Origin of the sequence: Streptomyces sp. NPDC006476 (genome assembly GCF_040612015.1) — a bacterium.
GTDB lineage: Bacteria > Actinomycetota > Actinomycetes > Streptomycetales > Streptomycetaceae > Streptomyces > Streptomyces griseorubiginosus_B.
Genome location: NZ_JBEXPK010000016.1, coordinates 32,267 through 58,763, shown reverse-complemented (window position 1 = coordinate 58,763; position 26,497 = coordinate 32,267). Strand labels below are relative to the sequence as shown.

Below are 26,497 nucleotides of genomic sequence, written 5' to 3'. Positions count from 1 at the left end.
GTCCGATGTCCTCTCGATCGGTGTCACCGGTACGTACCGGTGACACCGGCCGGACTCATCGCTCGCCGGGAAACCCGTCGAAGAAAATCTCTCGGGGCAGGTCGAACGGTTCGAGCAGCCGCGGATCGGCGAACACCACGTTGCGGGCGACCAGACCGCCGGCCACCGTGAACACCTGCAGCGAATGCAGCCGGTGCGGCCCGCCCTCCGCCCCGGGCGCGTAGGCGGCGAGCGCCGGCTGTCCGTTCGCGGTGAGCGGCCGGCTGAGCCAGCCCGTGCCGCGCATCGCGAACACCCGCTCCATGAACAGGCCGTACCGCTCGCTCCCGCGGTACCACAGCGGCACCGGCGGCATCTCCAGGATCGCGTCGTGCGTCAGCAGCCGGACCAGCCCGGGCACGTCCCCCGCCTCGAACGCCCGCGCGTACCGCCCCACGGCCTCCCGCGCCCCGGCGTCGTCCGGCTCGGTCACCTCGCCGGGATCGCCCACGCCCGCCAACGCGACCCGGGCCCGCTGCAGCGCGCTGTTCACGGCGGCGACCGTCGTCTCCAACTGCTCGGCCACCTCGGCGGCACTGAACTCCAGCACCTCCCGCAGCACCAGCACGGCCCGTTGCCGTGCCGGCAGCACCTGCATGGCCGCCACCAGCGCCAGCCGCAGATCGGCCCGCGCCTCGACGTCGTAGCGGCTGTCGGGGAACGGCTGCAGCCAGGGAACGTCGAAGGCCGGGGTCAGCGGGACGCCCGGATCGTCGCTCGGCGCGCCCAGCCCCGAGGGCAACGGGCGTCGCGCCCGCCCCTCCAGCGCGGTCAGACACACGTTGGTCGCGATCCGGTACAGCCAGGTCCGCAGCGAGGCGCGGCCGGCGTCGTACCGGTCACGGGCCTTCCAGGCCCGCAGCAAGGTCTCCTGCACCAGGTCCTCGGCCTCGTGGAACGAGCCCACCATCCGATAGCAGTACGCCACCAACTCGCCCCGGTACGGCTCAAGGTCCATGGGGTTCATCATGGACCCATGAGTGGATTTCCCACCGCACAGTCCGTCCGCAGCACCCCCGAAGGCCTCCTGTGGGAGCCGAGCGAGCGCCGGGTGCGAGGCCGCAAGGGCGACGTCACCGTCGTCGACAGCCGGCACCCCGTCCTCGTCTGGGAACCGTCACTGCCCGTACCGCAGTACGCCTTCCCGCGCGGCGACGTACGCGAGGACCTCCTGCGCCCCGCGAAACGCCCGCGAACCGGGTCCCACACCGGATCGACGGTCTTCTACGACCTGGAGATCGACGGCGAAGTGCTGGAGAACGCCGCCTGGACTTTCCCCTCCGCCGACCTCGCCGACCACATCGCCTTCGAGTGGTTCCGGCGCAGCGGCAAGGGCCTCGACCACTGGTACGAGGAGGAGGAAGAGATCTTCGTCCATCCCCGGGACCCGCACAAACGCGTCGACGCCCTCGTGAGCAGCCGCCATGTCCAGGTCACGGTCGACGGCACCCTCGTCGCCGACACCCACCGGCCCGTGCTGGTCTTCGAGACCGGCCTGCCGACCCGCTACTACATCCCGCGTGAGGACGTCCGCATGGACCTGCTCACCCCCACCGACCACCACACCGGCTGCCCCTACAAGGGCACCGCCGAGTACTGGTCGACGCCCGGCGGGGCGAATCTCGTGTGGAGCTACCCGGATCCGCTGCCCGCCGTGGGCGCGATCCAGGGACTGCTGGCCTTCTTCAACGAGGCGGTCGACATCACCGTGGACGGGGAGCGGCTGGAGCGCCCCGTCACACCGTTCAGCGCGCTGTTCACACCGAGCAGCCCACGTGGGCCAGCGCCTGCCTGAGCAGCACCCCGTGCCCGCCCGGCATCTCGCTCTGCACCGCCTCCGACACGGCCTCCTGCGGACTGAACCAGACCAGGTCCAGGGCGTCCTGCCGGGGCCGGCAGTCACCCGTCACCGGGACCACGTAGGCCAGCGACACCGCGTGCTGACGCGGGTCGTGGTATGGCGTGACGCCCTGGGTCGGGAAGTACTCGGCGACGGTGAAGGGCTGCAGCGAGGCCGGGATCCGGGGCAGCGCCACCGGGCCGAGGTCCTTCTCCAGGTGGCGCAGCAGGGCGTCCCGGACGCGCTCGTGGTGCAGCACCCGGCCGGAGACCAGGGTCCGGCTGACCGTCCCGTCCGGCCCGATGCGCAGCAGCAGGCCGACGCTGGTGACTTCGCCGCTGTCGTCGACGCGCACGGGCACGGCCTCGACGTACAGGATCGGCATCCTGGCACGCGCCATCTCCAGCTCGTCGGGGGAGAGCCAGCCGGGCGTGGTATCGGTCATGTCAGACATTGCTTGATCATACTTTCAGGAGGCGCCGGGCAGGCGGTATACCCGGCGTGCGTTGTGTGCTCCCGCCCACTCCGCCAGGCGCAGCGCGTCGGGCAGGTCCAGTTCGTCGTCGTCCACCCGCTCCTGGAGCAGAGCGGCCAGCGCCCGGCGGAAGGACAGCGCGCCCAGACAGTGGAACTCGGCCACACCGTACGCGTCCGAGCTGTACAGGAGTTTGCGGAAGGGCGTGATCTCGAGGGCCTCTTCCAGCACGGCACGTGCCCGCGCCGGGCCGACATGGTGCAGGGCGAGGCCCACGTCCAGATACACCTGCTCGAAGACCGCGGCCAGATGGGCGGCCTGGCGCTGGTAGGGCCAGCAGTGCAGCAGCATCACCGGGATCGTCCCGGCGGTCAGGTGCAGCCAGTCGGTGAGGTGGGCGGGGTCCGAGCGGTGCAGCCGGATGTCGTTGTCGCCGAGTCCGACGTGGAGTTGGAGCGGCAGGCCCAGGTCGACGGCGGTCCACAGCAGATGCCGTACGAGCACCGGGTCCGCCAGCCGTCCGGCACCGCTCGCGAGCAGGCGCCGGGCCGCCTCGGTGACCTCCGCGTCGGAGGGGCGCGCCGGGTCCAGGTCGAAGCCGGTTCGGTAGGCGGCCACCGACTTCACGCCGACCACGCCCGGCCGCCGTACCGCCTCCAGCGCGGCCACCCGGAACCGGTCCGCGTACTCGCCGGGCTCGCCCCCCTGCGCCGCCACCTCCTCGGCGACGCTCTCCAGCCGCACTATCTCGTACGCCGTCCCGCCCACGGGCTCCACCAGTTCGGCGGGTGTGGTGAGACGCTCCGGGGCGTACCCGGTGTCCACACAGAACACCTCCGTCCCCGCGGCGGCGAGGAAGCGGCGGTGCACCTCGCCGGGGCCCAACTCGGCGCGCCGGGCGAGGTATGCGTCGGGCTGCGCGTGGCGCGGGAGGTCCAGCAGGGGAGCGCAGTGGCGGCGGATCGCGACGCCCACCGGGCTGTCGAAGGTGGAGATCCCGGGCCAGGCCCCGCCCTCGGTGATCAGCGTCTCGAAGGCCTGCCGGTCCAGGTCGCCGGTGACCACGCCGTGGCAGTGGTGGTCCACCAACGGCAGGGCGTCGAGCGCCTCCTGGACGGGGCCGGTGGGCATCTCAGTACTTCCAGCGGTAGGCGGCCGCCACCTGTTCGTCGTCGTAGCCCTCGACCGCGGCGATCTCCCCCTGACGTACGGCGATCACGGCGTCCGCGAGGACCGGCCCGAGCGCGGCCCGCAGCCGCTCGTCCTTGCGGAACTCTTCCACGGCCTCCCGCAGCGAGGCCGGCAGCCGGCGCACATCCCGGGTCGCCGCCTCGGCCTCGCCGAGGCGGGCCGGGTCGCCGGTGATCTCCTCGGGGAGGGGCGTGGACGAGGTCAGCCCGTCCAGGCCAGCCGCGATCACGCAGGTCAGGGCGAGGTAGGGGTTGGCGGCCAGGTCGACCGGCTTGACCTCCAGGTTGGCGGCCCGCTCGCGCAGGCCCGTGGTGCCGGTGACGATTCGCACCGCGGCCTCGCGGGTCTCGCGGCCCCAGGCGGTGAAAACCCCCGCCCACTGGGAGGGTTTGAGGCGCAGATAGCTGGCGGGGCTCGGCGCGGTGACGGCGGTGAGGGCGGGGAGGTGGGCGAGGACGCCCGCCGCGAAGGACTCGGCCTCGGCGGTCATTCCGTGGCGCCCTTCACCGCCGGAGTGCAGGTTGACGCCGTCACGCCAGGCGGAGAGGTGGATGTGGCCGCCGTTGCCGACGCCCTGCGCGAAGACCGCCGGGGCGAACGACACCACGAGCCCGTGGCGCCCGGCGACCGCCCGGATCGTCTGCCGCACCAGCATGCTGCGGTCGGCGGCGGCCACCGGGTCGAGCGCGCCCACCGAGATCTCGAACTGCCCGGCCGCGTACTCGGGATGGAGTTGTTCGACGTCCACGTCCTGCGCCGCCAGCGCGGCCAGCAGATCGGCGCCGTAGTCGCTCAACTCGACCTGCCGGGTCGCCCCGTAGGCCGGTCCGTGCAGCGCCGGCACGAAGTCCCCGGTGGCGGACGGGCCTTGGCCGACGGCCCACTCGATCTCGATGCCCGCCTCGAAGGACAGCCCGTGCCGTTCGGCGGCCTCGGTGACCAGCCGGCGCAGGACCGTGCGCGAGCACCCCGGATGCGGCTCGCCCTCCTGCGTGATCCGGTCGACCGGCGCCCACGCCCACCCGGGCTGCCCGGCCAGGACGACGAGGTGGTCGAGGTCGGGGTAGAGCCGCAGATCGCCGTCGGGGGAGCCGAGGACGTCCGTGGTGACGATGGAGTCGTTCGCCAGGAAGGTGTCGAACACCGGTGACATGCCGACGCCCCAGGCCGCGGCGGAGGCGAGCTTCGCCGTGGGGATCGTCTTCACCCGGCCGATGCCGGCGGTGTCGACGTAGGACAGCACGACGCCGTGCACGCCCTGCCCGGACAGTTCACCGCTCAGGGCCCTGGCCCGGTCGACGTCGCCGGGGCGGCCGCCGGGGACGGGATCGGCGAGGGTGGTCATACGTCCTCCACGGTCGAGACGTCCGTCAGGGTTTCACGGCCACCGCGCCGTACTGCGGGACCGCGGCGGGGGAGTCCGCCTCGGCGCGCCACCGGGAGCACGACACCAGGCCCGGCTCCAGCAGGTCGAGCCCCTCGAAGAAGGCGGCGATGTCGGTGCCGCTGCGGGCGGTGATGGGCGGGGTGGCGTTCTCGTTCCAGAACTTCATCGCCGCGATCTGCCCCTCGCCGCCGAGTTCCTCGTCGGTGGTCGGGTGGGTGAGGGCCAGACAGCTGCCGGCGGGGACCGCGGCCATGATCTGTCGGGCGATCTCCCGCGCCTTCTCCGCGTCCAGCACGAAGTTGAGGATGCCGAGCATCATCACGCCGACGGGCTTGGTGAAGTCCAGGGTGGCGGCGGCGCGTTCGACGATGGCGGCCGGGTCGTGGACGTCGGCCTCGATGTAGTCGGTGACGCCCTCGTGGGTGCCGGTCAGCAGGGTGCGGGCGTGCGCGAGCACGATGGGGTCGTTGTCGACGTAGACGATCCGCGCGTCCGGCGCGATGCGCTGGGCGATCTGGTGGGTGTTGTCCGCGGTCGGCAGTCCGGTGCCGATGTCCAGGAACTGCCGTACCCCGCGCTCCTCGGCGAGGAACCGCACCGCCCGGCCCAGGAACCAGCGGTCCGCCCGGGCTATCTCCCGGATGATCGGGAACATCCCGGCGACCTGCTCGCCGACCTGCCGGTCGACCTCGTAGTTGTCCTTGCCGCCGATCCAGTAGTTCCACACCCGCGCGTTGTGCGCCACACCGGTGTTCAGCCTGGTCGACCCGCCCGAAGGGGTGTGGCTCTCACTCACGACTCAGCTCCTTATCGCACCGCCCGCGGCTGTCGCCGCCATTGTGCCGCCCGGTGATCACACTGTCCCGGGAATCGGCTGATCAGGCGTGCGGAATCGGCCAGTCGCCGTCCGTCAGCGGGTGCGGCCGGGGCCGGGGGCCGGCGTCTTGCCCGCCTGGACCTGCTTGAGCCGCTGGGCACCTTCCCGGACGGCCTGTTCGAGGGAGTCGTGCGCGCCGCCGGCCAGACCGCCGGCGGTGACGGTGATCGCGTCGTTGCCCACGCGGACGGCGGCCACGTCCAGGGTGAGCGTGGCGGGTTCGCCGTTCGTGGTGCCCTGCACCGTCACGTGCAGTCCCTGCCGGGCGTCGCCCTGGGTGGGAACCGAGGCGGTGGTCACCTGGACCGTGCGCTTGCCGCCCTTGGCGTCGGTCGCGGTGAACTGGTCGCACTTGACCGGCAGCGTCTTCATCCAGCCCAGTGCGGCGCTCAGACGGACCGGGTTGTACGCGGCGACCTGGTACAGCAGCCGGGAGTCGCCCTGCTGGAACCCGGCCAGCGCCGAGGCGCCCGTCGGCTTGCCCAGCAGATCGTCGTCGTAGAGGGCGTCCAGCAGCCGCTGGCAGTCGGCGGCGTTCGTCTTCGCGGTCAGGAAGGCGGCGACGTCGACCTTGCCGACGAGGAGGGTGTCGTCCCAGTGCTCGGCGCCCTTGACCGGGGTCCAGCCGCCCTCCAGGTCCGTCATGGTGATCAGCGCCGCCTGCGCGCCGGCCTGGGTGAGCCGGGCGGGCGGCGTCGAGGTGGTCGCGGACGCCCGGGCGAGGGGCGAGGCGGCGAGGTCGGTGGGCGTGGCACCCCCGCCCGCGCTGTCGCCGCCGTCCGAGCAGGCCGCGGTGGTCAGCAGCGCGCCGGCGACCAGCGCCGAGGCGAGCACACGGACGGGCCGGGACGGACGTCGGATCATGGCGGAGGCCTCCTGAGCGGCAAGCGGTTCTCGCCCCAGCGCACCACCCCCCACCCTGACCCACCAGCGCACCGGTCCGGACGGGTGAGCCCGGCGCGCCGTCGGTCGGCGCACCGGGCCGGAGGGGTGAGTGCTGCCCACCGCCCGTCGGCGCGCCGGGCCGGAGGAGTGAGTGTTGCCCGTCGACGCACCGGCCTGGAGGGGGAGTGTCGCCCGTGGCCTGTCATCTGCCGGTGTACCGGGTCGGAGGGGTGGGCGCTGCCCGTCGTCCGTCGGCGTACTGGTCTGGACGGGTGGGCGCCGCCCGTTGCCCGTCGGCGTAGTGGGCTGGAGGGTGGGCGCTGCCCGTCGTCCGTCGGCGTACGGGTCTGGAGGGGTGGGCGCTGCCCGTCGTCCGTCGGCGTAGTGGGCTGGAGGGTGGGCGCTGCCCGTCGTCCGTCGGCGTAGTGGGCTGGAGGGTGGGCGCGGCCCGTCGTCCGTCGGCGTACGGGTCTGGAGGGGTGGGCGCTGCCCGTCGTCCGTCGGCGTACGGGTCTGGACGGGTGGGCGCCGCCCGTTGCCCGCCGACGCACCGGCCCGGAGGAGGGAGTGTCGCCTGTCGCCCGTCACCTGCCGTCGCACCCGGCTGGAGGGGTGGGTGCTGTCCGTTGCCCGCCGGCGCACCGGTCCGGACGGGGGAGCGTCGCCCACCGCCCACCGCCCACCGCCCACCGCCCGCCAGCGCGCGGCGCCGCACGAGTGCGCTGGCCGCCGCCAATGAGCGCACCGGGCCGAAGGGGTGAGTGCCGCTCGTCGGCGCACCGGGCCGGGCGGCTCGGTGTCGGCCGCCGCAACCCGAACGCCCCGCCCCGCATGCCCGGCCACCCGCGCGCGACGACACTGACCCCATGCCGACCCCTCCCACGGAGTGATGCGTGCTTCCCGGATTCCTCGCCCGCGCGGTCCAGTTGCTGCTCGCCCGCCAGGGCCGCTCGCTGCACGTGAGGGCGGCCGGCGGCGCCACGGTCGTGCTCGGGGCGGTGATGCTGATCGGGTCCTGGGCCGTCGTCGTCGCCGAAGAGGACGCGCGGCGCGCCAACCTGAGGACGTACCCGCAGGCGCTGTGGTGGTCGATCGAGACGGCGACGACCGTCGGATACGGCGACTTCTACCCCGTGACCCTCGGCGGCCGGATCATCGCCACCGTCGTGATGATCGTCGGCATCACCACGTACGGCATGGTCACCGCCGCCCTGGCCACCTGGTTCGTCGGCCGGGAACAGCAGCGGCGTCACCATCTCGCCCGCAGCGCCGAGGAGTTGGGCGAGCAGACCGCCCACGCCCTGCACGAACGCTTCGACCGGCTGGAGCGGTTGATGGCGGGGAAGGGCGAACCGGGCTGAAAACGTCCGGGCTACTGGCGAGTACCCCCACCCTGTGACGGACGGGACACGTGAGGTAAGGTCCCTGCGGTCTACGGGCGACAGTCGTAAGGGGGCCACGAGCCATGGAATCCCACCTGGTCGACATAGGCGGCGCGGCCTCGGGCGAGGCGCGACTCGAGGAACTCGCCCCGCAGCCGCTGCTGACCCGGGACTACGAGACCCGGCCCGCGCTCGTCTACGAGCGGCTGCGGGACCTGCACGGCCCGGTCGCCCCGGTCGACCTGCTGGGGGTGCCCGCCTGGCTGGTGCTGGGGTACCGCGAGTCGCTCGAAGTGCTCCAGGACGACGCAGCCTGGCCCAAGGGGCTGGACAACTGGCGCGCCCGCTCCGAGGGCCGGGTGCCCGCCGACTGGCCGCTGGGCCCCTCCCTGGAGGTCAACCACGTCCTGATCCAGGGCGGCCCCGCCTACCCTGCCCTCCGCTCCGCCTGGGACACCGCCCTGCGCCCGTTCCAGGACCCGCGCCAGCCGCAGGCCAAGCGCCTCAGGAACGCCGTCACCGGCTACGCCGACGAGCTGATCAGCCTCCTCGCGCAGGGCGGCCGGACCGGTCATGCGGACCTCTCGGCGCAGTTCTCCCGCCCGCTGCCGCTGATGGCGGCGAGCCATCTGCTGGGCTTCCCCGGCTCCCAGGGCGACGACGCCCTGATGGACATGTGGCGGGTCCTCGACGCGGGACCGGACGCCGAACCCGCCCTGGAACGCCTGCTGGTGACGCTCGGCGACCTCGCCGCCGCAAAGATCGAGAAGCCGGGCGACGACTTCCCCTCCCTCCTGGTCGCCGCCCACCCCGACCTCCCGGTCGACGCGCTGGCCCGGGAACTGTTCATGCTGCTCGGCATGACCTCCGATCACGTCGGCATCCTCATCTCCAACACCGTCGTCGAGGTGATCTCCGGCGACCGGGAGGGCGGGGTGCGCACCGCGCTGTCCGCGGGGATGGTCCGCGAGACCATGAACCGGGTGGTCATGCGCAAGCCGCCGCTGGTCAACTTCGTGCCGCGGTTCGCCGCCGAGGACACCCGGCTCGGCAACTACACGATCCGCGCCGGAGACCCCGTGTGGGTGTCCTCCGCCGCCGCGCACGCCGACCCGCTGTTCGCCGGGCAGATGACCACGGGCTCCAGCATCAGCAGCCGGGCCCATCTCTCCTGGGGCGCGGGACGCCGCCAGTGCCCCGCCCGCGAGCTGGCCTCCACCATCGCGATGGCCGGAGTGAGCCGCGTCTTCGAACGCTTCGACCATCTGGAACTCGCCCTGCCGGTCGACCAACTCCCGTGGCGCTCCTCGCCGTTCATGCGCGGCCTGCGCTCCCTGCCGGTGCGGTACGAACTCGCCGGGCCGGTCCCGGCCCGGTCGCCGGTGCCCGCGACGGACGTCCCGGACGTCCCCGACGCGCCTTCGGTGCCGGACCAGGCGGCCAAGCGGCGGTCCTCGCTGTGGCGGTACCTGGCCGGGCTGATCCGCTCGAACGGTTGAATCCGCCGGGGGCGTCAGGGCTGGGCGTGGCCGCTCTGCCAGGCCCGGGCCGCGATCTCGGCGTTGGTGCGCCCGAGGGCGACCAGCCGGACCACGTCGAGTTCGCGGTCGGTGAGCGGCTCGGACGGCGGCGTGGGCCGGGGCGCCGGGGCGGGCCGGTCCTCGGCGGTGAGGTGCTTGAGCAGCCGTACCGTCACGGACGGCGAGACCAGCGAGTCGCCGGCCGCGACGGCCCGCACCGTCTCCGCGAGCAGGGTGGGGCCGGAGTCCTTCAGCTCGTACCCGCAGGCGCCGCCGCGCAGCGCGCCGTACACGTACTGGTCGAGGTGGAAGGTGGTCACCACGACCACCCGCATCGGGTCCGGCACGTCCGGTCCGGCCGGCGGTCGGGTCCCCTCAAGACCGTCCATGGGTCGATCATGCCTCAGAGGTGGGCGCGGGACGGTCGGGTCTCAGCGCTCGAAGTTCCAGGTGACGGACGAGTGCGTGGCCCTCACCACGGAGACCGGGATGTCGATCGTCCTGCCGTCGCCGCCCTTGCCGACAGTGCCCGGTGGCCGTCGACCTCGACGGTGCTGAACCCGTCCGGACCGGAGGTGGACCCGGTCCCCCCGATCACTCCGACCACGACCTTGCTGCGTGCCCCGAAACGGTTGCCCCTGGTGCTGGGAGCGGCCGGAGCTGTTCAATGGTGCTGAACATTCCGCGCCCGTGAGAGGAGCCGCCGTGTCCTCTGCCGCCGTGCCGCCCGTCGGGGCGCGCATCCGGCAGGCACGCCTGGCCAAGGGCGTCAGCCTGCGGGCCCTCGCGCGGGAGATCGGCGTCTCCGCCAGCCTCGTCTCCCAGATCGAGACCGGCAAGAGCCAGCCCTCGGTGAGCACGCTCTACGCCATCACCACCGCACTGTCGATCTCCGTCGAGTCGCTCTTCGACGCGTACGAGGACCAGGGCGCCCTCGCCCCTGCGGCGACCGCGTCCGGCGCCCCCGCCACCGTCCTGCACGCCCTCGCCGCCTTCGCCGCCGACCCCGGCCGCCGCATCGGCCCGCTGGTCACCGGCGATGGGCGCGAGACGCTGGAGCTGGACTCGGGCGTGGTGTGGGAGCGCCTCGGCCATGTCCCCGGCACCGACGTGGACTTCCTGCGGGTGACCTACCGGCCCGGCGGTTCCTCCTCCAGCTCCGGCGGTCTGATGCGGCACGCCGGGACCGAGTACGGCTATCTCGTCTCCGGCGAGCTCGTCCTGACCCTCGGCTTCGACGAGCACACCCTGCGCCCCGGCGACGCCGTCTGCTTCGAGTCGACGACCCCGCACCGCTACCGCAATGATGGAGCTGAGCCGGCCGTCGGCGTCTGGTTCGTGTTCAGCCAGGGTGTTCAGTAGCACTTGACAGTCGCAGGCGGCGGTCGTCTACTCCCGAGTGGGGGTGGTCGCCATGGCGATCCGCACATATGGACCCAATGCCGTCGACTGGGAAGAGCGCATCGACCTGGACCGGCTGCGCAGGCAGCGCCTGGCCCGGCTGAACGACACCCTGAACCGCTCCTCGCTGGGCGCGGTGCTCAGTTTCGACTTCGCCAACATCCGCTACATGACCGCCACGCACATCGGCACCTGGGCGATGGACAAGCTGATCCGCTTCGCCCTGCTGGTGCGCGGCGGCGAGCCGGTCGTCTGGGACTTCGGCTCGGCGGCCCGCCACCACCAGCTCTACAACCCGTGGCTGGACTACAGCGACGGCAAGGGCGGGCCGCCCACCGGCGCCCGGGCCGGGATCTCCACCCTGCGCGGCGCCTTCCACCCGGACGCCGGGATCGCTGAGGACGTGGCCCGCAAGATAGCCACCGAGCTGCGCGAGCACGGCCTCGCGGACGAGCCGCTCGGCATCGATGTCGCCGAGATGCCGGTCCTCGCCGCCCTGCGTGCCGAGGGCATCGACGTCGTCGACGGCCAGCAGGTCTTCCTGGAGGCCCGCCGCACCAAGACCGGCGACGAGATCTCCCTGCTCACCCAGGCCTGCGCGATGGTGGACGCGGCCTATGAGGAGCTGTACGGGTATCTGCGCCCCGGGGTGCGGGAGAACGAGTGCGTCGGACTGGTGAGCAAGGTGCTGTACGACCTCGGCAGCGAGTACGTCGAAGGCGTCAACGCCATCTCCGGCGAGCGCTGTTCACCCCACCCGCACGTCTACAGCGACCGTCTGATCCGCCCCGGCGACCCCGCCTTCTTCGACATCCTGCACAGCCACCTCGGCTACCGCACCTGCTACTACCGCACCTTCGCCGTCGGCAGCGCCTCCCGCGCCCAACGCGACGCCTACGTCCGCTGCCGCGCGTACATGGACGAGGCCATCGCCCTCGTCCGCCCCGGGGCCACCACCGCCGACATCGTCCAGGTCTGGCCGCGCGCCGAGGAGTTCGGCTTCGCCGACGAGACCGCCGCGTTCGCGCTGCAGTACGGCCACGGGGTCGGCCTGTCGATCTGGGAGAAGCCCATCTTCAGCCGGCTGGTCTCCCTCGACCACCCGGAAGTCCTCGAAGAGGGCATGGTGTTCGCCCTGGAGACCTACTGGCCGGCCGCCGACGGCTGGTCCGCGGCCCGGATCGAGGAGGAACTGGTCGTCACCGCCGACGGCTGCGAGGTCATCACCAAGTTCCCGGCCGAGGAACTGCTCGTCGCGGGCCGCAAGTACTGGACGGTCGGCGGCGAGCTGAACACCCGGCGCGAGTCCCAGTCCCATCTCAACACCGGGGACCGCTGATGGAAGCGACCGAATGATGGAGGCGACCGAACTCCTCGCGCTGTACGAGCGGATGGCCCTCATCCGCCGTACGGAGAAGGCCGCGCACGACCTGTTCCTGTCCGGCCTGGTCAAGGGCACGACTCACCTGGCCGCCGGGCACGAGGCGATCGCCGTCGGCGCGAGCGCCGCCCTGCGCCCCGACGACTACGTCTTCGCCACCTACCGCGGCCACCACCACGCCCTGGCCCGCGGCGCCACCCCGGAGGAGTGCCTCGCCGAACTCATGAGCCGGGCCACGGGGTTGTGCGGGGCCAAGGGCGGCTCGATGCACCTCACCAAGGCGTCCGCGAACATGCTCGGCTCCTACGCCATCGTCGGCGCCCACCTCCCGATGGCCGTCGGCGCCGCCTGGTCGGCCCGGCTGCGGGGCACCGGACAGCTCGCGGTCGCCTTCTTCGGCGACGGCGCCACCAACATCGGCGCCTTCCACGAGGCGCTCAACCTGGCAGCCGTGTGGAAGCTGCCAGTGCTGTTCGTCTGCGAGAACAACCTGTACATGGAGTACACGCCGATCGCCGACGTCACGGCCGTGGCCCGCCCCGCCGCCGACCGGGCGCCCGCCTACGGCGTCCCCGGCGAGGTCGTCGACGGCAACGACGTCGTCGCCGTCCGGGAGACCGTGGCCGCCCTCGCCGAGCGGGCCCGTGCGGGAGACGGGCCCGCGATCGTCGAGGCCGAGACCTACCGGCACTTCGGGCACAGCCGCGCCGACCCGGCCACCTACCGCCCGGCCGAGGAGGTCGAACGCTGGCTCAAGCACGACCCGTTGGACCTGGCGCGCGGACGGCTCGCGGAGCTCGGCGTGGACGAGGAGACGCTCACCGCCGCCGACGAACGTGCCCGTGACGCCGTACAGCGGGCGGTCGACGCGGCGAAGAACGCGCCGCCGCCCGATCCGCGCGAGGCGCTGACCGACGTGTGGGCGGACGGAGGTGCGGCATGGCGGACGTGATCACCTACCGGGAGGCCGTCGCCGAGGGCATCGCCCGCGAGATGCGCCGGGACCCGGCCGTGGTCTGCCTCGGGGAGGACATCGCCGAGGCGGGCGGGGTGTTCAAGACGACCGTCGGACTGCTGAAGGAGTTCGGGCCCGAGCGGGTGTGGGACACCCCGATCTCCGAACAGGCCATCGTGGGCGCGGCGATGGGCGCCGCGATGACCGGGATGCGGCCCGTCGCCGAGATCATGTTCTCGGACTTCCTGGCCTGTTGCTGGGACTACCTCGCCAACGAAATACCCAAGGTGCGGTACATGACGGGCGGTCAGGTCACGGTCCCGCTCGTCGTGCGCACCGCCAACGGCGGCGGCCTCGGCTTCGGCGCGCAGCACTCCCAGGCCACCGAGAACTGGGCGCTGACCGTTCCCGGCCTGAAGATCGCGGCCCCGGCCACCCCCGCGGACGTCATCGGCATGATGGCGGCCGCGATCCGCAGCGACGACCCGGTGGTGTTCTTCGAGCACAAGGGGCTGCTGGCGAGCAAGGGAGCCCCGCCGCCGCCCGGCCATGTGGTGGAGCTGGGCCGCGCGGCCGTCGTCCGCGAGGGCGCCGACGTGACCCTGGTCGCCCTCGCCTCGATGGTGCCGGTGGTCCTGACGGCCGCCTCGCGGCTGGCCGAGGAGGGCATCGACGTCGAGGTCGTCGACCTGCGCTGTCTGATCCCGCTGGACACCGCCACCGTCCTCGCCTCCCTGGGAAAGACCTCGCGGCTGATGACCGTCGAGGAGAACCCGTACCAGGGGGGCTGGGGCGCGACCCTCGTGTCGGTGGTCGCCGACGAGGGGTTCGGGCTGCTGGACGCGCCGGTGCGCCGGATCGCGGCGGAGTGTGTCCCGCTGCCGTTCGCGGACGCCCTGGAGGAGCAGGTCATCCCCACCGTAGACAAGGTCGTGGCGGCCGTCCGGAGCCTCGCCGCGTACTGAACACCCCTGAGGAGGAAGCGCGATGACCGATCGGACACTGCTTCGCGCCGGGTACGTCATCTCGATGGACCCCGCCGTCGGGGATCTGCCGCGGGGGGACGTCCTCATCGAGGACGGGAGGATCGCCGCCGTACAGCCGGAGATCAGCGCCGACGCCGAGGTGCTCGACATGACCGGCAGGATCGTGATCCCCGGGTTCGTCGACACCCACCGCCACACCTGGGAGGCGCCGATCCGGGGAGTCGCCCCCGACGCCACCCTGGACGACTACTTCGTGGACATCCTCGACACCTTCGCCCCGCTCTACACCCCCGAGGACGTGTACGCGGGCAACCTCGCCGGCGCGCTGGAATGCCTCAACGCCGGGATCACCACCCTCGTCGACTGGTCCCACATCAACAACACCCCCGAGCACCCGGACGCGGCGATCCAGGCCCTCACCGAGACCGGCATCCGGGCCCAGTACGCGTACGGCAGCGCCAACACCTCCCTCGCCGAGTACTGGTTCGAGAGCAAGATCGCGATTCCGGGCGACGACGTCCGCCGGATCCGCGCCAAGTACTTCCCCTCCGACGACGGTCTGCTCACCATGGCCCTGGCCACCCGCGGCCCCGGCTTCTGCCTGAACGACGTCGTCACCTCCGAGTGGGCCCTCGCCCGCGATCTGGACATCCCGATCACCGTGCACGTGGCGATGGGTCGCCTGGCCGGCCGCTTCGGCATGGTGAAGCAGCTGAACGACCTCGGTCTGCTCCGCCCGGACACCACCTACATCCACTGCTGCTACCTCCACGAGGACGAGTGGCGGATGGTCGCCGACAGCGGCGGCACGGTGTCCGTCGCACCGCAGGTGGAGACCCAGATGGGGCACGGCTGGCCGCCCGTGATGAAGGCGATCGAGTACGGCCTGCGGCCCTCCCTGAGCATCGACGTCGTCACCACCGTCCCCGGTGACATGTTCACCCAGATCCGCGCGGCCTTCGGCGCCGAGCGGGCCCGGGTCAACGCGGACTGCTGGCAGGCCAACATGCCGGTTCCGAGCACGATGTTGACGGCACGTCAGATGCTGGAGATCGCGACGAGCAACGGCGCGCATGTCGCGGGACTGGAACACCGCACCGGTTCCCTGACCCCCGGCAAGCGCGCCGACGTCGTCGCCCTCGACGCCACCGCCCTGAATGTGGCGCCGGTGCACGACCCGGCCGCCGCGGTGACCCTGTCGGCCGACGTCTCCAATGTCGAGCTGGTCATGGTCGACGGCGTGATCCGCAAGCGCGACGGCAGGCTGACGGCCGACGTGGCGCGGGCCCGGCGGCTGGTCGAGGAGTCCCGTGACCGGCTGCTGGCCGCGAAGGAGGCGAAGAAGACGGCATGACACGGCACTTGGTGCGCCGGGCCGCCGACCTGCCCACACCGCTCTTCGACCGGCTCGACCACCGGCGGACGACGCTGGTCGGCGAGGAGGACGGCAGCGTGCACACCGGCTTCGGGCTGAACGAACTGCGGCCCGGCGGCCGGGTGCGGGCCCATGTCCACTCGTACGAGGAGAGCTTCCACCTCCTCGACGGGACCGTGATCCTCGACCTGCCCGAGGGCTCGTACCTGCTTCAGGAGGGCGACTACGGACTGCTGCCGACCGGCGTCCCGCACGCCTGGCGCGGCGCCGGGGACACGGTCGCCCACTGGGCGGACATGCTGGCGCCGGTCCCACGGGCCCGCTACGGGTACGACACCCAGACCGTGCCCGAACTGCCCGCGCGCGACCCCGTCCGCGTCGACGTCCGCGACCCGCGCACCCGCCTCTTCGGCCACTTCGAGCCCGCCCAGATGGACCCCGGCAAGCAGTCCCAGGACCTCCTCGCGGTTTCGGCGAGCATGCGCACCGCCCTGCTCGTCTACAGCGGCATCACCGTGAAGATGATGGTCGACAGCGACCTCGGCGCGGTCGCCTCGACCATGTTCATGGTCCAGTACGCCCCGGACGGGGTCGCCGGCACGCACGATCACCCCTTCGAGGAGACGTACTTCTTCCTGGAGGGGGAGGCCGAGGCGGTGTTCGACGGAGAGATCCACCGGCTCGGTCCCGGCGACTGCGCCTGGGCGGGCGCCGGCTGTGTGCACGGCTTCTCCAACACCGGTGCCGGACCCCTGCGTTGGCTGGAGACCCAGGCACCCCAGCCACCACCCCGCCACTCGTACCGGTTCACCCGGGACTGGGAGTATCTGAGGGAGGCACTGGAGTCATGAGCAGTGTGCTCGTCGTGGGCGGTACGTCGGGCATCGGCCGCGAGTTCGCCCGGGCCCGCGCGGAGCGGGGCGACGAGGTCGTCCTCACCGGCCGGGACGCCGAGCGGGCCGCCACGGTCGCGAAGGAGACCGGCGCCCGCGGTCTCGCCCTCGACCTGTCCCGGCCGCGTGAGATCGCGGAGGCGCTGGCGGACGTCGGCCGCGTCGACCACCTGGTCCTCGCGGGTGTCTCCCGTGACGAGAACCGGGCCACCGACTACGACATCACCGCGGCCCTGCGCTTGGTCACTCTCAAACTGGTCGGCTACACCGAGGTCGTGCACGTGGTGCGGCCCCGGATGACCGACGAGAGCGCCATCGTGATCTTCGGCGGTCAGGCCAAGGAGCGCCCCTATCCGGGCGCGACGACGGTGGCCACGGTCAACGCGGGCGTACGGGGCCTGGTGAACACCCTCGCCGTCGAGCTGGCGCCCGTCCGCGTCAACGCGATCCACCCCGGTGTGGTCGGCGACAGCCCGTACTGGAAGGCCAAGCCCGAGGAGGTGCTTGCCGCGCTGCGCGCCAAGACCCCGACCGGGCGGCTGGCCACCATGGCGGACGTCGTGGACGCCGTCGACTTCCTGCTGCGCAACCGGTCGGTCAACGCGGTGGAGTTGAGCGTGGACGGGGGATGGCTGCTCGGATGACCGGCATCGCAGGATGGGCACGGCCATGGCCGTCCTGCTGCGCGCGGTCGGCTTCCCGGTCACCGCGTAAACCGCACCCGCGCCAAGGCCGAGGCCACCGGGGCTGCCGTCGTGGCCACACCCGCGAGGCCGCCGCCGCGGCGGACGTCGTCCTCGTCTCGCTGGCCGACGCCAGCGCCCTCGCCGAGGCGCACGCCGCCCGGGCGCCGTTCGTGCTGCAAGAAGGAGGACCTCGACCTGGCCCTCGCCCCTGACGCGCGCGTGGGAGCGCGGGAGCAACAGACATCCCCCAAGCGGAAGTTGGCGGCCTCAGCGCTTGGCGCCGACGCCTCCGTAGAGCGACACCGGGCCCTCGCCGTCCGGAGTCTCGTCCACCGCGAGCTCGGGGCGCCAGTCCACCACGGAGACGATCCCGGGGTCGACGACCTCGAGTCCCTTGAAGAATCCGGCGGTCTCGTCCTGGGAGCGGGCCACCAGGGTCACCCCGCCCGCCGCATACGCCTCGACGCCCCGCCGCACCTGCTCCGGCTCGAAGTCGGCGGTCAGGGCGGACAGCACCAGGAAGCTGCCCGGCGCGAGGGCGTCGACGAGGGTGCCCACCAGATCGTAGGCGCCGTCCTCGTCCGCGACGAAGTGCATCAGGGCGATCAGCGACAGGGCGACCGGGCGGTCGAAGTCCAGAACCCGGGCCGCCTGTTCGAGGATCGTGGCCGGATCGCGGGCGTCGGCCTGGAGGTACTCCGTCACACCTTCCGGAGTGCCGTGCAGGAGGGCCTCGGCGTGGGCGAGGACGATGGGATCGTTGTCGACGTAGACGACGCGGGCGTCCGGCACGCTGCGCTGGGCGATCTGGTGGAGATTGGGCCGGGTGGGGATGCCCGTGCCGATGTCGAGGTACTGGCGGATTCCCGACTGCTCGGCGAGCAGCCGCGTGGCCCGCCGCATGAACCGGCGGTTGGCCCGCGCGGCCCGCGGAGCACCGCTCTCGATCGAGATGATCTGCCGGCCCAGCTCCTCGTCGACCGGATAGTTGTCCTTGCCGCCGAGGAACCAGTCATAGACCCGGGCCGGGTGCGGCCTGGTGGTGTCGATGCGCTGGGCGGCCGGCTCGGTCCCCGTCACGTACTGCTCCTCTGCTCGCGTCGTCCGCCGGTCCGACTGGACGTCCGAGCAGTCTGGCACGGTCACGCGGCGCGACGGAGACTGTCTTCGGCCACCTCCTTGTCCAGCGCGGCCCGCACCAACGCGGCCGCCAGAACGGCAGGTTGGGTGTCCCCGGCGAGCTCAACGAGCCGGCCGGGATCCTTCGGCAGCCCCAACCGCTCCGCTCCGTCGAGTGCCTTGCGGTCCAGGTACGGTCCCACTTCCGGCCACACCCGCTGGACCTCGCGCAGGAAGATGTCCGCGCCGGCCGGCCCGATCCCGGGTATCTCCTGCAGCAGCCGCCGCAGTTCACCGAGGTCGCCGTCCGCCTCCTCGCGCATCCGGCGCAGATCACCGCCCCACCGGTCGAGCAACAGCTCTGCTCCGTCGCCGAGTTGGGTGGCGGTGCGCTCGTCGTAGCGCCGGTAGCCGCCCCGGCCCAGCGCGTCGACCCGCTCCTGCCAGTCGGCATCGGCGGTCCGCCGCGGACCGCCGAGGCCGGCCCGGGACAGCTCCCGGGCCGTGGCGACGGCGATCGACCCGCGGATACGGGCGCTGAGCAGCAGAGCGAGCACCAGCAGCCGGTACAGCGGCTGCGGGGTGTCCCGCAGCGTGATGCCCGCCTCCTCGGCGAACGTCCGCCCGTGCGCGCCCACCAGCTCCCGCACCAGACGCCGCTGGTCGGTCATGGCCTGAGCGGGTCGTGCCCGAGCGTCATCAACAGGTGCCGGCGCCTGGTCTCCTCCGGCTCCGGCTCGTTCTCCACCTCCGTCTGCGCGGTCACCGTGTCCACCACCTCGTACATCACCTGGATGTCGTCCTCGGTGAGGTCGGTGCGCCGCTTCTGCAGGATCGCGAGGACGTGCTGTCCGGTCGGCGAGCCCGCGTGCTCGGGCAGCGGCTCGGTGGTCTCGTCGGCGTCGCTCACCCGCAGCCAGGCGGCGAGCTCCTGCGAGGTCATGTTCACCACGCGGTGGAAGTCCTCCCACAGCGCGTCGAGTTCGAGGGCGTCGGTCATCACGGCCCCTTTCCGTACGTACGTGTCCGGCCGCGCCCCGCTCAGTTCTCGCGGGGGAAGTTCTCGGCCGCGAACATCCACCGCTGCTTCTCCAGGTCGGCGGTGATGGCGATCAGCAGGTCCTGGGTGACCGGATCCGGCTCCTCGGTCGCGGCGATCCGCTCACGCAGCCGTCCGATGGCCGCCTCCAGCGACTCCACGACCAGCTGCACGACCTCGGTGTCCCGCTGCCAGCCGTCCTTGGAGCCCGGCAGGGTGTAGGACGCGGCGATCGTCTCCGGCCGGCCGTCCGGCGGCAGGCCCAGGGCGGCGGACCGCTCCGCCACCGTGTCGGCGTAGCTGCGGGCCGTGTCCACGACCTCGTCGAGCTGCAGATGGATCGAACGGAAGCGCGGGCCCACGATGTTCCAGTGCGCCTGCTTGCCGATCAGTGAGAGCCCGAGGAGATCGACGAGTGTGCTCTGCAGCGCCTCACCGGCGACCTCGCGGGCCTGCTCGGGCAGCGTGCTCTTCACCACGGTCATACGGTGCTTCTCCTTCTGGCGTCGGTCGTGCCGGTACGGAGCAGTGCGACGCGTTCGTCCTCGTGGGTGCCGCCCCAGACCCCGGAGTTCTGCCCGCTGCCGAGCGCGTAGTCGAGGCACTCGACGGCGACCGGGCAGCGGGCGCAGACACGTTTGGCGGCGGCGATGTCCCGCAGTGCCGGTCCTTCGGTGCCGACGGGGAAGAACAGCTCGGGGTCCTCACCCACGCAGGCCGCCCTGCGCAACCACTCCATGCGGGCGCGGGTGCCCCGGGGCATGCGCAGCAAACGCCACGTATGTCCGTCTCAGCTCTTGATCGCGTCGTCCAGGAAGCGGACGAGCTCCGCGAAGACCTCGGCCCTGTTCGTCTCGTGGAACACCTCGTGGCGGGCGCCCGGGAAGACCCGCTCGGTGAGGTCGCCGCCGCTGAGCCGCTCGACCCCGGCCCGGCTGCCGGCGAGCGGTACCAGCCGGTCGTCGTCGCCGTGTAGCCACAGCACCGGCAGCCGGCCGACGTCACCGCCCTCGGCCACCCGCTGGAGCGTGCGCGCGAACGCCTCCACGGTCGGCCGCTTCATCGGCCCGTGCCACACCAGCGGATCCGCCGCGTACGCCGCCCCCACCGCCGAGTCCCGGGACAGCGCGGCCGGACTGATCGGCGTGTCCGGGATCTCGTCGAGTGCCAGCAGCCGCCCCGGCAGCTCCCAGGCCCCGATCACCGGACCGGACAGCACGAGGGCGGCGAGCTCGTCGCCGTACCGCTGGGCGTACCGGGCGGCGATCAGCCCGCCCATCGAGTGCCCGACCATCACAAGGGGCAGCCCGGGGTACGCGCCCCGGGCCGCCTCGGCCACCGCGTGCAGGTCACCGACGACATCCTCGAAGTCCTCGACCAGCACCCGTTCGCCGGCCGACTTCCCGTGCCCGAGATGATCGGGTCCGAAGACGGCGGCCCCGTGCCGCCCGAGCACCCTGGCCGGCTCCTCGTACCGCCCGATGTGCTCCCCGTAGCCGTGTGCGATCAGCGCCAGGTACCGCGGCCGCTCATGGGGCCACTCACGGGCGACGAGGGCGCCCCGGCTCCCGGCCAGGACGTGCTCGCGGGCATCGGCCATGTCTCCTCCAACCGGCTGGGCAGGGGTCCGTCCTCGTCGGCGCCACCGAACGTCGGGTGCCAACCAGCGAGACGGTACTTACCGCACCGGTTGTCTGCACATAGCATCGGTCCCCGCATGAACACGATGACGCTCTGGCACATATCCGGCTGGGGGTTCGCCGCCCTCGCCTGCGCCGCCCTCCTCGTCGGCTTCTCCAAGACCGCCGTGAGCGGCGCCAACACGGTCAGCCTCGCCATCTTCGCCGCGGTGCTGCCCGCCCGCGCCTCCACCGGCGTCCTGCTGCCCATCCTGATCGTCGGTGACGTCCTGGCCGTCCTCACCTACCGCCGGCACGCCCACTGGCCCACCCTCTGGCGTCTGTTCCCGGCGGTCGCCGCGGGCGTGGTCGTCGGCACGCTGTTCCTGGTGTGGGCCGACGACCAGGTCGTACGGACGTCGATCGGCGCGATCCTGCTGCTCATGGCGGGGGTGACGGTGTGGCGGCGGCGCACGGCGGAGGCCGAGGACGAACCGGACTCGGTGACCACCCGGACCGGCCGTCTCAAGGCCCGCTCCTACGGTGTCCTCGGCGGCTTCACCACGATGGTCGCCAACGCGGGCGGCCCGGTGATGTCGATGTACCTGCTCTCCGCCGGCTTCCGCAAGCTGGGCTTCCTGGGCACGTCGGCGTTCTTCTTCCTGATCGTCAACGTCTCCAAGGTCCCCTTCAGTGCCGGCCTCGGCCTGATCGACGGCCGCTCGCTGCTCCTGGACGCCGCGCTCGCCGTGTTCGTCGTGCCCGGCGCCTTGATCGGCAAATGGGCTGTGAACCGCATCAACCAGCGCCTTTTCGAGCAACTCGTGATCGCGGCGACGGTCGTCGGCGGCCTCCAGCTGCTCCTGCGCTGACCCGGGAATGCGGCGGGGGCCGGGGCTGTTACACCGCATGTGATTGACATGCCTGGATCAAAGATCCTGGGCGTGGGCGAAGGGAGGACCTCATGGCACGCAGTACCGCGCGCCCCGTCGTCAAGCTGAAGTCGACGGCCGGAACCGGTGTCACCTACGTGACCCGCAAGAACCGCAGGAACGACCCCGACCGGCTCGTCCTGCGCAAGTACGACCCGGTGGCCGGCGCGCACGTCGAGTTCCGCGAGGAGCGCTGAACCAGCCGGAGCGGGCCCGCACCGTCGGGCCCGCGGTCCCCGAGGAGGTAACCCCGTGAAGCCCCGCATCCATCCCGACTCCCGGCTCGTGGTCTTCCGCGACCGCGCCGCGGACGTCGCGTTCCTGACCCGTTCCACCGCCGACTCGTCCCGGACGATCGAGTGGGAGGACGGCAACACCTACCCCCTGATCGACGTCGAGATCTCGTCGGCGTCCCACCCCTTCTACACCGGCAGGGCGCGCGTCCTGGACAGCGCCGGCCGAGTCGAACGCTTCGAGCGCCGCTACGGCCGTACCGCCGCGGCCCGCGCCTGACGCGCCAAACGATCGACACGAGGAGGACAGCCCCATGAAGGTGCGCAAGTCCCTGCGTTCCCTGAAGGCCAGGCCCGGCGCCCAGGTGGTGCGCCGACGCGGTGTGGTCTACGTGATCAACAAGAAGGAGCCGCGCTTCAAGGCCCGCCAGGGCTGACGCGGATTTCCCGCACAGGACGGCCGTCCGGCACCATCGCCGGGCGGCCGTCCTGTTCCGGCCGGCCTGGGCGCGCCCGCCCATCTCGTACGCTCCCTCCCATGTCCCCACACGTCCTCGTCCTGGGCGGCACCACCGAGGCCCGCGAACTGGCCGCCGTCCTCGCGGCACGGCCCGGTGTGCGCGTCACCACCTCGCTCGCCGGGCGGGTGAGCCGGCCGGGCGTGCTGGCCGGGGACGTACGGGTCGGCGGGTTCGGCGGGGCAGAGGGGCTCGCCGAGTGGCTGCGCGAGCAGCGGGTGGACGCGCTGGTCGACGCCACGCACCCGTTCGCCGGGACCATCACCGCGAACGCCGCGCGGGCCGCGGCGGCCACCGGAGTGCCCGCCGTCGTGCTGCGCCGCCCGGGCTGGCGGCCCGCCCCCGGAGACCACTGGCACCCGGTCCCGTCCCTGGCGGCCGCCGCCGACCTGCTGCCCCGCCTCGGTCGCCGGATCTTCCTGACCACCGGACGTCTGGGCCTGGCGGCCTTCGCGCACCTGGGCGACCTGCACTTCGTCGTACGCTCGGTGGAACCGCCCGAGCCGCCCCTGCCGCCGCACACCGAAGTACTGCTGGGCCGCGGCCCGTTCACCGTGGCCGACGAGACCACGCTCCTGCGCGAGTACCTGATCGACGTCCTGGTCACGAAGGACAGCGGGGGAGCGGCGACGGCGGCGAAACTCACGGCCGCGCGCGAACTCGCGCTGCCCGTCGTGGTCGTACGACGCCCCCCGCTGCCGGACGGCGTCACTCCCGTGCCCGACGTGGCCGCGGCCCTCGACCGGCTGGACCTCAGCCTGTCGTGACGGACGCCCGCATACGGTCGATCGTGCGCAGCACCTCGGTGCGGTTCTTGGCGCTCTTGATCCACGCGGGAAGCCGCGCGACCAGCGTCATCTTCACCCCGGTGTCGTACCAGGGTGCCCGCTCCCGCAGGTCGGCGGCGACGAACCGCCTGATGAGGTCGAGGTGTTCGAGGTTGTACGCCCACAGCTCACCGTGCCTGGTGCCGGCCCGCAGCCACAGCGGAGGCCGGTGACAGGGCCGGCTCGCGCGCGCCGACGGGCGGGCGGGACCGGTGTCGATCCGGCACAGACCACAGGACCGGCAGACCACACGCCGCTCCGGGTACCTCACCCCACGGGCATCGGAGGTGCGGCCCGGCCGCTGCTCGAAGTGGGCGACGCGGTCGCAGCGCGGGCAGCGGACGAGCAGCGACGCGCTGAAGTCGTACACCGTGCTGCGAGGGTCGCGGAACCGGACGGGTGAGGCGGACATGCGCCGAGTATGACCACCGCCGTGTCCGCGCGGCACATGGTTTTCCCGTGCCGCCGAGCGCCGGGCGTCAGGCGGCGGTGCCCGACGTCGACTCCCGCTACCCTTCCGCGAGCCCGTTGCTCGGAACCCCACCGGCAGGCGCTTCGCGAACCCGCCCCTAACGCTCCCCGGGATGTCTGCGCAGCAGATACGTGTCCATGATCCAGCCCTTGCGCTCCCGGGCCTCGGCGCGCAGCCGCTCGATGCGTGGCGCGGCCTCGGCGATCGGGCCGGAGGCGAGGATCTCGTCGGGGGTGCCTATGTAGGCGCCCCAGTAGATGTCGATGTCCTGGTCCGCGTACTGCCGGAAGGTCTGGTGGGCGTCCAGCATCACCACCACGTCGTCCACCCCCTCCGGGAAGCCCTCGGCTAGCCGCCGCCCCGTGGTGATCTGGACGGGCCGGGCGACCCGGTTGAGCCCGGTCCGGTGCCGGGCGACCAACGCCGAGACGCTGCTGATGCCGGGCACGACGTCGAACGCGAAGTCGACCGCGCCCCGCTCCAGCACCTCCTCGAGGATCCCGATCGTGCTGTCGTACAGCGCGGGGTCCCCCCACACCAGGAACGCCCCGGTCTCCTCCTCGCCCAGCTCCTCGGCGATCAGCCGCTCGTAGATGCCGGCCCGGGCGCTGCGCCAGTCGCCGACGGCGGGGGAGTAGGCCGCGCCGCCCGCCCTACGGTCCCGCTCCGGGTCTCGCGCCTCGACCACCCGGTACGACGTCCCGTCCGGCAGGTGCGCCTCCAGCATGTCCCGGCGCAGCCGTGTCAGGTCGCTCTTCACCTCGCCCTTGTCCAGGACGAAGAACACGTCCGTGTCACGCAGCGCCCGGACCGCCTGCAGGGTCAGCTGGTCGGGGTCACCCGCGCCGATACCGATGACATGAATCTTTCGCACGCCCCGAGTCTGCCGCACGCCACTGACAACGTGGGCACCGCCTCCGCCCCGGTGACCAGGAGGGACGACGCCCTGCCACGGGTCAGCCCCGAGGACGGGTCGGCCGTTCGCGGGTCGTCCCCGAGGTCGGCTCGGCCGTTCGCGGGTCGTCCCCGAGGCGGGGCCCGTTCACGGGTCATCCCCTGGAGCCGGAGTTGGCGGTTCGGGGTCAGCCGCGGAGCCGGGGTGACCGCGCCGCCGCGTCGACGAGCTCACCGCCCCGCTCGACGGCCTCCGCAAGCTCCCGGGCCCAGCCCGCCAGGGACGCCAGATCCATCCCGTACGGCATCGGCTCTCCCGCACCCGCCGCCCACTCCTCCACGGCCTCGGCGCCGCGCCGCAGCAGCCGGGGACCGCCCGTGAGGTTGCCCCGGGCGGAGTGGGTGAGCCCGACGGCGAGCTGCGCGAGCCCCCGCCACAGCTGCTGTTCCTCCTCCGGCCCCGACTTCCAGGCGTCCTCGAACACCTCGTGCGCGTGGAACGGCTTCCCCGCGTCCAGCAGCTCCTGCGCCTCGGCGACGGTCTGCGGCGGAGTCCGTACGACCCCCTCCGACTGCCGCTCCACCCCGGCCGCGCCGTACGGCAGGGGCCGCCCCAGCCCGTCCCGCGGTCGGGCGTTGCGGGCCCGGCCCTCCCCGTCCCGGTCCCGTCCCGTCACCGACCGCCCTGCGGATGCGCTGCCCATACGCCGATTGTGCCGCGCCCCACGGCCCGCTTCGAGGCCGCCCCCGTCGTGGGGTAAAGTGCTGTTCGCGTGATCACGCGGTTCACCGCGCGGCACGCACCGGGACGTGGCGCAGCTTGGTAGCGCACTTGACTGGGGGTCAAGGGGTCGCAGGTTCAAATCCTGTCGTCCCGACCAGCTCTGATGCGGGTCGGAGGCCGTTTTCTCACCATGAGAAAACGGCCTTCTTCATGTCGCCGCCCGCCCCCGCATGTCACATTCCCGGACCCTGCGGCGTCTGTCTGGTGTCGGACCCCGTCCTCTGGCTTCCGTGCGGTATCCGAGGGACGCTTTCCTCACGAGCGGTGTGGCTCAGGGCTCCGGCGCGCGCCGGGCGGGTGAGGAGGCCGCGGCATGATCATGTGGAGTTCACGTTTCCGTCGGGGGTACACCATGGACGCACGTGAGGAGGCCGCTCGCGGCCTGGGCGACATCGAGACCTTTCTGTACCGCGAGGCTCATGTGGGAGCGGCGCAGCGGCGCGTGGCATCCTTCACCGCACGGACCGAAGGGCTGACGCCGGAGCAGAAGCGCGACATCGAGCGGTGGTATCTCGCCGAGCAGACGTACGTCGCCCGCATGGTCACCGATCACATCGCCGAGCGTGTCCAGGCGGTGGAGGCGCAGCACCACGTCCGGATCCGGCAGTGGCTGCGTGGCACCCTCATCGCCATGGTCCTCATCACCGTGGCCATGATCGCGTGCGTGGCGGTGGTACTGGCGTCGCGGGGCTGAGCGGGCCCCCACCTGCGCCGGGACGGGGGACCCCGGTTGACCGAAGACTCCGGTCGATCTGAGACCCGGTTGAGCGGGGCACCTCCCGCCACC

The 26,497-nt window shown here is 72.4% G+C and carries 31 protein-coding genes, 1 tRNA gene and 1 pseudogene; 17 read left to right on the top strand and 16 right to left on the bottom strand.

All coding sequences use genetic code 11. The features are described from left to right. Positions 1–55: 55 nt before the first annotated feature. Positions 56–997, bottom strand: a complete 942-nt coding sequence (locus ABZZ74_RS19605) for a sigma-70 family RNA polymerase sigma factor (RefSeq protein ID WP_356766486.1) — start codon at positions 995–997, stop codon at positions 56–58. Positions 998–1,015: 18 nt separating this feature from the next. Here ABZZ74_RS19605 and ABZZ74_RS19600 point away from each other — a divergent pair, with 18 nt between their 5' ends. Continuing rightward, the gene (locus tag ABZZ74_RS19600; protein WP_356766484.1) at positions 1,016–1,834 is read left to right on the top strand and encodes a DUF427 domain-containing protein; all 819 of its coding nucleotides are present in this window, start codon (positions 1,016–1,018) and stop codon (positions 1,832–1,834) included. On the opposite strand, the gene ABZZ74_RS19595 is transcribed toward ABZZ74_RS19600, so the two are convergent. The 5 genes from ABZZ74_RS19595 to ABZZ74_RS19575 form a co-directional block, all read right to left on the bottom strand. Continuing rightward, positions 1,797–2,333: an NUDIX hydrolase family protein gene (locus tag ABZZ74_RS19595; RefSeq protein WP_133048061.1), complete on the bottom strand. Its 537-nt coding sequence runs from the start codon at positions 2,331–2,333 to the stop codon at positions 1,797–1,799. The genes ABZZ74_RS19600 and ABZZ74_RS19595 overlap by 38 nt on opposite strands. Positions 2,334–2,348: 15 nt before the next feature. After that, complete coding sequence (locus tag ABZZ74_RS19590; protein ID WP_356766482.1) at positions 2,349–3,485, bottom strand: amidohydrolase family protein; 1,137 nt, start codon at positions 3,483–3,485, stop codon at positions 2,349–2,351. A gap of 1 nt (position 3,486) precedes the next feature. Beyond that, on the bottom strand, positions 3,487–4,890 hold the full coding sequence (locus ABZZ74_RS19585) for a glutamine synthetase family protein (RefSeq protein ID WP_356766480.1): 1,404 nt from the start codon (positions 4,888–4,890) through the stop codon (positions 3,487–3,489). A 25-nt stretch (positions 4,891–4,915) separates the two neighbouring features. After that, positions 4,916–5,728 (bottom strand): SAM-dependent methyltransferase, encoded by an 813-nt coding sequence (locus tag ABZZ74_RS19580; protein ID WP_356766478.1) that lies wholly within the window; start codon positions 5,726–5,728, stop codon positions 4,916–4,918. Positions 5,729–5,842: 114 nt separating this feature from the next. Then, positions 5,843–6,673, bottom strand: a complete 831-nt coding sequence (locus tag ABZZ74_RS19575; RefSeq protein ID WP_356766476.1) for a hypothetical protein — start codon at positions 6,671–6,673, stop codon at positions 5,843–5,845. A gap of 914 nt (positions 6,674–7,587) precedes the next feature. Between ABZZ74_RS19575 and ABZZ74_RS19570 the strand changes: the two genes are divergently transcribed. Beyond that, the gene (locus tag ABZZ74_RS19570; protein ID WP_356766474.1) at positions 7,588–8,055 is read left to right on the top strand and encodes a potassium channel family protein; all 468 of its coding nucleotides are present in this window, start codon (positions 7,588–7,590) and stop codon (positions 8,053–8,055) included. A gap of 104 nt (positions 8,056–8,159) precedes the next feature. Beyond that, complete coding sequence (locus ABZZ74_RS19565; RefSeq protein WP_356766472.1) at positions 8,160–9,575, top strand: cytochrome; 1,416 nt, start codon at positions 8,160–8,162, stop codon at positions 9,573–9,575. A 47-nt stretch (positions 9,576–9,622) separates the two neighbouring features. Here the strand turns inward: ABZZ74_RS19565 and ABZZ74_RS19560 are convergent. Continuing rightward, positions 9,623–10,003: pseudogene (locus tag ABZZ74_RS19560) on the bottom strand (response regulator transcription factor); the annotation flags it as partial. 298 nt (positions 10,004–10,301) lie between these two features. Between ABZZ74_RS19560 and ABZZ74_RS19555 the strand changes: the two are divergent. From ABZZ74_RS19555 to ABZZ74_RS19525, 7 genes are read left to right on the top strand one after another with little or no spacing between them, the layout of a single operon-like run. Then, complete coding sequence (locus tag ABZZ74_RS19555; protein ID WP_356766470.1) at positions 10,302–10,958, top strand: XRE family transcriptional regulator; 657 nt, start codon at positions 10,302–10,304, stop codon at positions 10,956–10,958. Between the two features lie 52 nt (positions 10,959–11,010). Further along, a complete protein-coding gene (locus tag ABZZ74_RS19550) occupies positions 11,011–12,336 on the top strand; it encodes a M24 family metallopeptidase (protein ID WP_356766468.1) in 1,326 nt (441 codons plus the stop codon). Between the two features lie 16 nt (positions 12,337–12,352). Then, complete coding sequence (locus tag ABZZ74_RS19545) at positions 12,353–13,330, top strand: thiamine pyrophosphate-dependent dehydrogenase E1 component subunit alpha (protein WP_356766721.1); 978 nt, start codon at positions 12,353–12,355, stop codon at positions 13,328–13,330. Beyond that, the gene (locus ABZZ74_RS19540; RefSeq protein ID WP_356766466.1) at positions 13,318–14,298 is read left to right on the top strand and encodes an alpha-ketoacid dehydrogenase subunit beta; all 981 of its coding nucleotides are present in this window, start codon (positions 13,318–13,320) and stop codon (positions 14,296–14,298) included. Before ABZZ74_RS19545 ends, ABZZ74_RS19540 begins: the two co-directional genes overlap by 13 nt. A 22-nt stretch (positions 14,299–14,320) precedes the next feature. Continuing rightward, on the top strand, positions 14,321–15,673 hold the full coding sequence (locus ABZZ74_RS19535) for an amidohydrolase family protein (protein ID WP_356766464.1): 1,353 nt from the start codon (positions 14,321–14,323) through the stop codon (positions 15,671–15,673). Further along, entirely contained in the window at positions 15,670–16,545 is an 876-nt protein-coding gene (locus ABZZ74_RS19530) for a cupin domain-containing protein (protein ID WP_356766462.1), read from the top strand. The genes ABZZ74_RS19535 and ABZZ74_RS19530 overlap by 4 nt, the downstream gene beginning before the upstream one ends. Then, positions 16,542–17,231, top strand: a complete 690-nt coding sequence (locus ABZZ74_RS19525) for an SDR family oxidoreductase (RefSeq protein ID WP_356766460.1) — start codon at positions 16,542–16,544, stop codon at positions 17,229–17,231. The genes ABZZ74_RS19530 and ABZZ74_RS19525 overlap by 4 nt, the downstream gene beginning before the upstream one ends. 309 nt (positions 17,232–17,540) lie before the next feature. Here the strand turns inward: ABZZ74_RS19525 and ABZZ74_RS19520 are convergent, their stop codons facing one another. The 6 genes from ABZZ74_RS19520 to ABZZ74_RS19495 form a co-directional block, all read right to left on the bottom strand. Further along, positions 17,541–18,353, bottom strand: a complete 813-nt coding sequence (locus ABZZ74_RS19520) for an SAM-dependent methyltransferase (protein WP_356766458.1) — start codon at positions 18,351–18,353, stop codon at positions 17,541–17,543. A gap of 62 nt (positions 18,354–18,415) precedes the next feature. Further along, the gene (locus ABZZ74_RS19515) at positions 18,416–19,063 is read right to left on the bottom strand and encodes an endonuclease (RefSeq protein ID WP_356766456.1); all 648 of its coding nucleotides are present in this window, start codon (positions 19,061–19,063) and stop codon (positions 18,416–18,418) included. Further along, positions 19,060–19,392: a DUF3140 domain-containing protein gene (locus ABZZ74_RS19510; RefSeq protein ID WP_356766454.1), complete on the bottom strand. Its 333-nt coding sequence runs from the start codon at positions 19,390–19,392 to the stop codon at positions 19,060–19,062. Before ABZZ74_RS19510 ends, ABZZ74_RS19515 begins: the two co-directional genes overlap by 4 nt. A 41-nt stretch (positions 19,393–19,433) precedes the next feature. Next, a complete protein-coding gene (locus ABZZ74_RS19505) occupies positions 19,434–19,916 on the bottom strand; it encodes a DNA starvation/stationary phase protection protein (RefSeq protein ID WP_356766452.1) in 483 nt (160 codons plus the stop codon). Further along, complete coding sequence (locus ABZZ74_RS19500) at positions 19,913–20,194, bottom strand: WhiB family transcriptional regulator (protein ID WP_356766450.1); 282 nt, start codon at positions 20,192–20,194, stop codon at positions 19,913–19,915. The genes ABZZ74_RS19505 and ABZZ74_RS19500 overlap by 4 nt, the downstream gene beginning before the upstream one ends. Positions 20,195–20,221: 27 nt before the next feature. Then, a complete protein-coding gene (locus tag ABZZ74_RS19495) occupies positions 20,222–21,031 on the bottom strand; it encodes a lysophospholipase (RefSeq protein WP_356766448.1) in 810 nt (269 codons plus the stop codon). Positions 21,032–21,148: 117 nt separating this feature from the next. Between ABZZ74_RS19495 and ABZZ74_RS19490 the strand changes: the two genes are divergently transcribed. The 5 genes from ABZZ74_RS19490 to ABZZ74_RS19470 all read left to right on the top strand — a co-directional run bounded on the left by ABZZ74_RS19490 (position 21,149) and on the right by ABZZ74_RS19470 (position 23,500). Next, entirely contained in the window at positions 21,149–21,922 is a 774-nt protein-coding gene (locus ABZZ74_RS19490) for a sulfite exporter TauE/SafE family protein (RefSeq protein WP_356766446.1), read from the top strand. 92 nt (positions 21,923–22,014) lie between these two features. Further along, positions 22,015–22,179 carry a 50S ribosomal protein L33 gene (rpmG, locus tag ABZZ74_RS19485; RefSeq protein WP_133048041.1) on the top strand — a complete coding sequence of 55 codons (165 nt, stop codon included), beginning with the start codon at positions 22,015–22,017 and terminating at the stop codon, positions 22,177–22,179. 55 nt (positions 22,180–22,234) lie between these two features. Continuing rightward, positions 22,235–22,495 (top strand): type B 50S ribosomal protein L31, encoded by a 261-nt coding sequence (locus tag ABZZ74_RS19480; protein WP_356766443.1) that lies wholly within the window; start codon positions 22,235–22,237, stop codon positions 22,493–22,495. A gap of 34 nt (positions 22,496–22,529) precedes the next feature. Continuing rightward, complete coding sequence (gene ykgO, locus ABZZ74_RS19475; RefSeq protein WP_133048039.1) at positions 22,530–22,652, top strand: type B 50S ribosomal protein L36; 123 nt, start codon at positions 22,530–22,532, stop codon at positions 22,650–22,652. A 101-nt stretch (positions 22,653–22,753) separates the two neighbouring features. Then, positions 22,754–23,500, top strand: coding sequence for a cobalt-precorrin-6A reductase (locus tag ABZZ74_RS19470; RefSeq protein WP_356766441.1), 747 nt, complete (start codon positions 22,754–22,756; stop codon positions 23,498–23,500). Here the strand turns inward: ABZZ74_RS19470 and ABZZ74_RS19465 are convergent. The 3 genes from ABZZ74_RS19465 to ABZZ74_RS19455 form a co-directional block, all read right to left on the bottom strand. Further along, positions 23,487–23,972, bottom strand: a complete 486-nt coding sequence (locus ABZZ74_RS19465) for a hypothetical protein (RefSeq protein WP_356766439.1) — start codon at positions 23,970–23,972, stop codon at positions 23,487–23,489. The two genes, ABZZ74_RS19470 and ABZZ74_RS19465, sit on opposite strands and share 14 nt — an antisense overlap. Before the next feature lie 157 nt (positions 23,973–24,129). Then, entirely contained in the window at positions 24,130–24,906 is a 777-nt protein-coding gene (cobF, locus tag ABZZ74_RS19460) for a precorrin-6A synthase (deacetylating) (RefSeq protein ID WP_356766437.1), read from the bottom strand. Positions 24,907–25,114: 208 nt separating this feature from the next. Next, a complete protein-coding gene (locus tag ABZZ74_RS19455; RefSeq protein ID WP_356766435.1) occupies positions 25,115–25,630 on the bottom strand; it encodes a DUF309 domain-containing protein in 516 nt (171 codons plus the stop codon). 100 nt (positions 25,631–25,730) lie between these two features. Between ABZZ74_RS19455 and ABZZ74_RS19450 the strand changes: the two genes are divergently transcribed. Together ABZZ74_RS19450 and ABZZ74_RS19445 are read left to right on the top strand one after the other, a co-directional pair. Then, a tRNA-Pro gene (locus ABZZ74_RS19450) sits at positions 25,731–25,807 on the top strand. A 255-nt stretch (positions 25,808–26,062) separates the two neighbouring features. Next, positions 26,063–26,404, top strand: coding sequence for a hypothetical protein (locus ABZZ74_RS19445; RefSeq protein WP_356766433.1), 342 nt, complete (start codon positions 26,063–26,065; stop codon positions 26,402–26,404). Positions 26,405–26,497 lie beyond the last annotated feature (93 nt).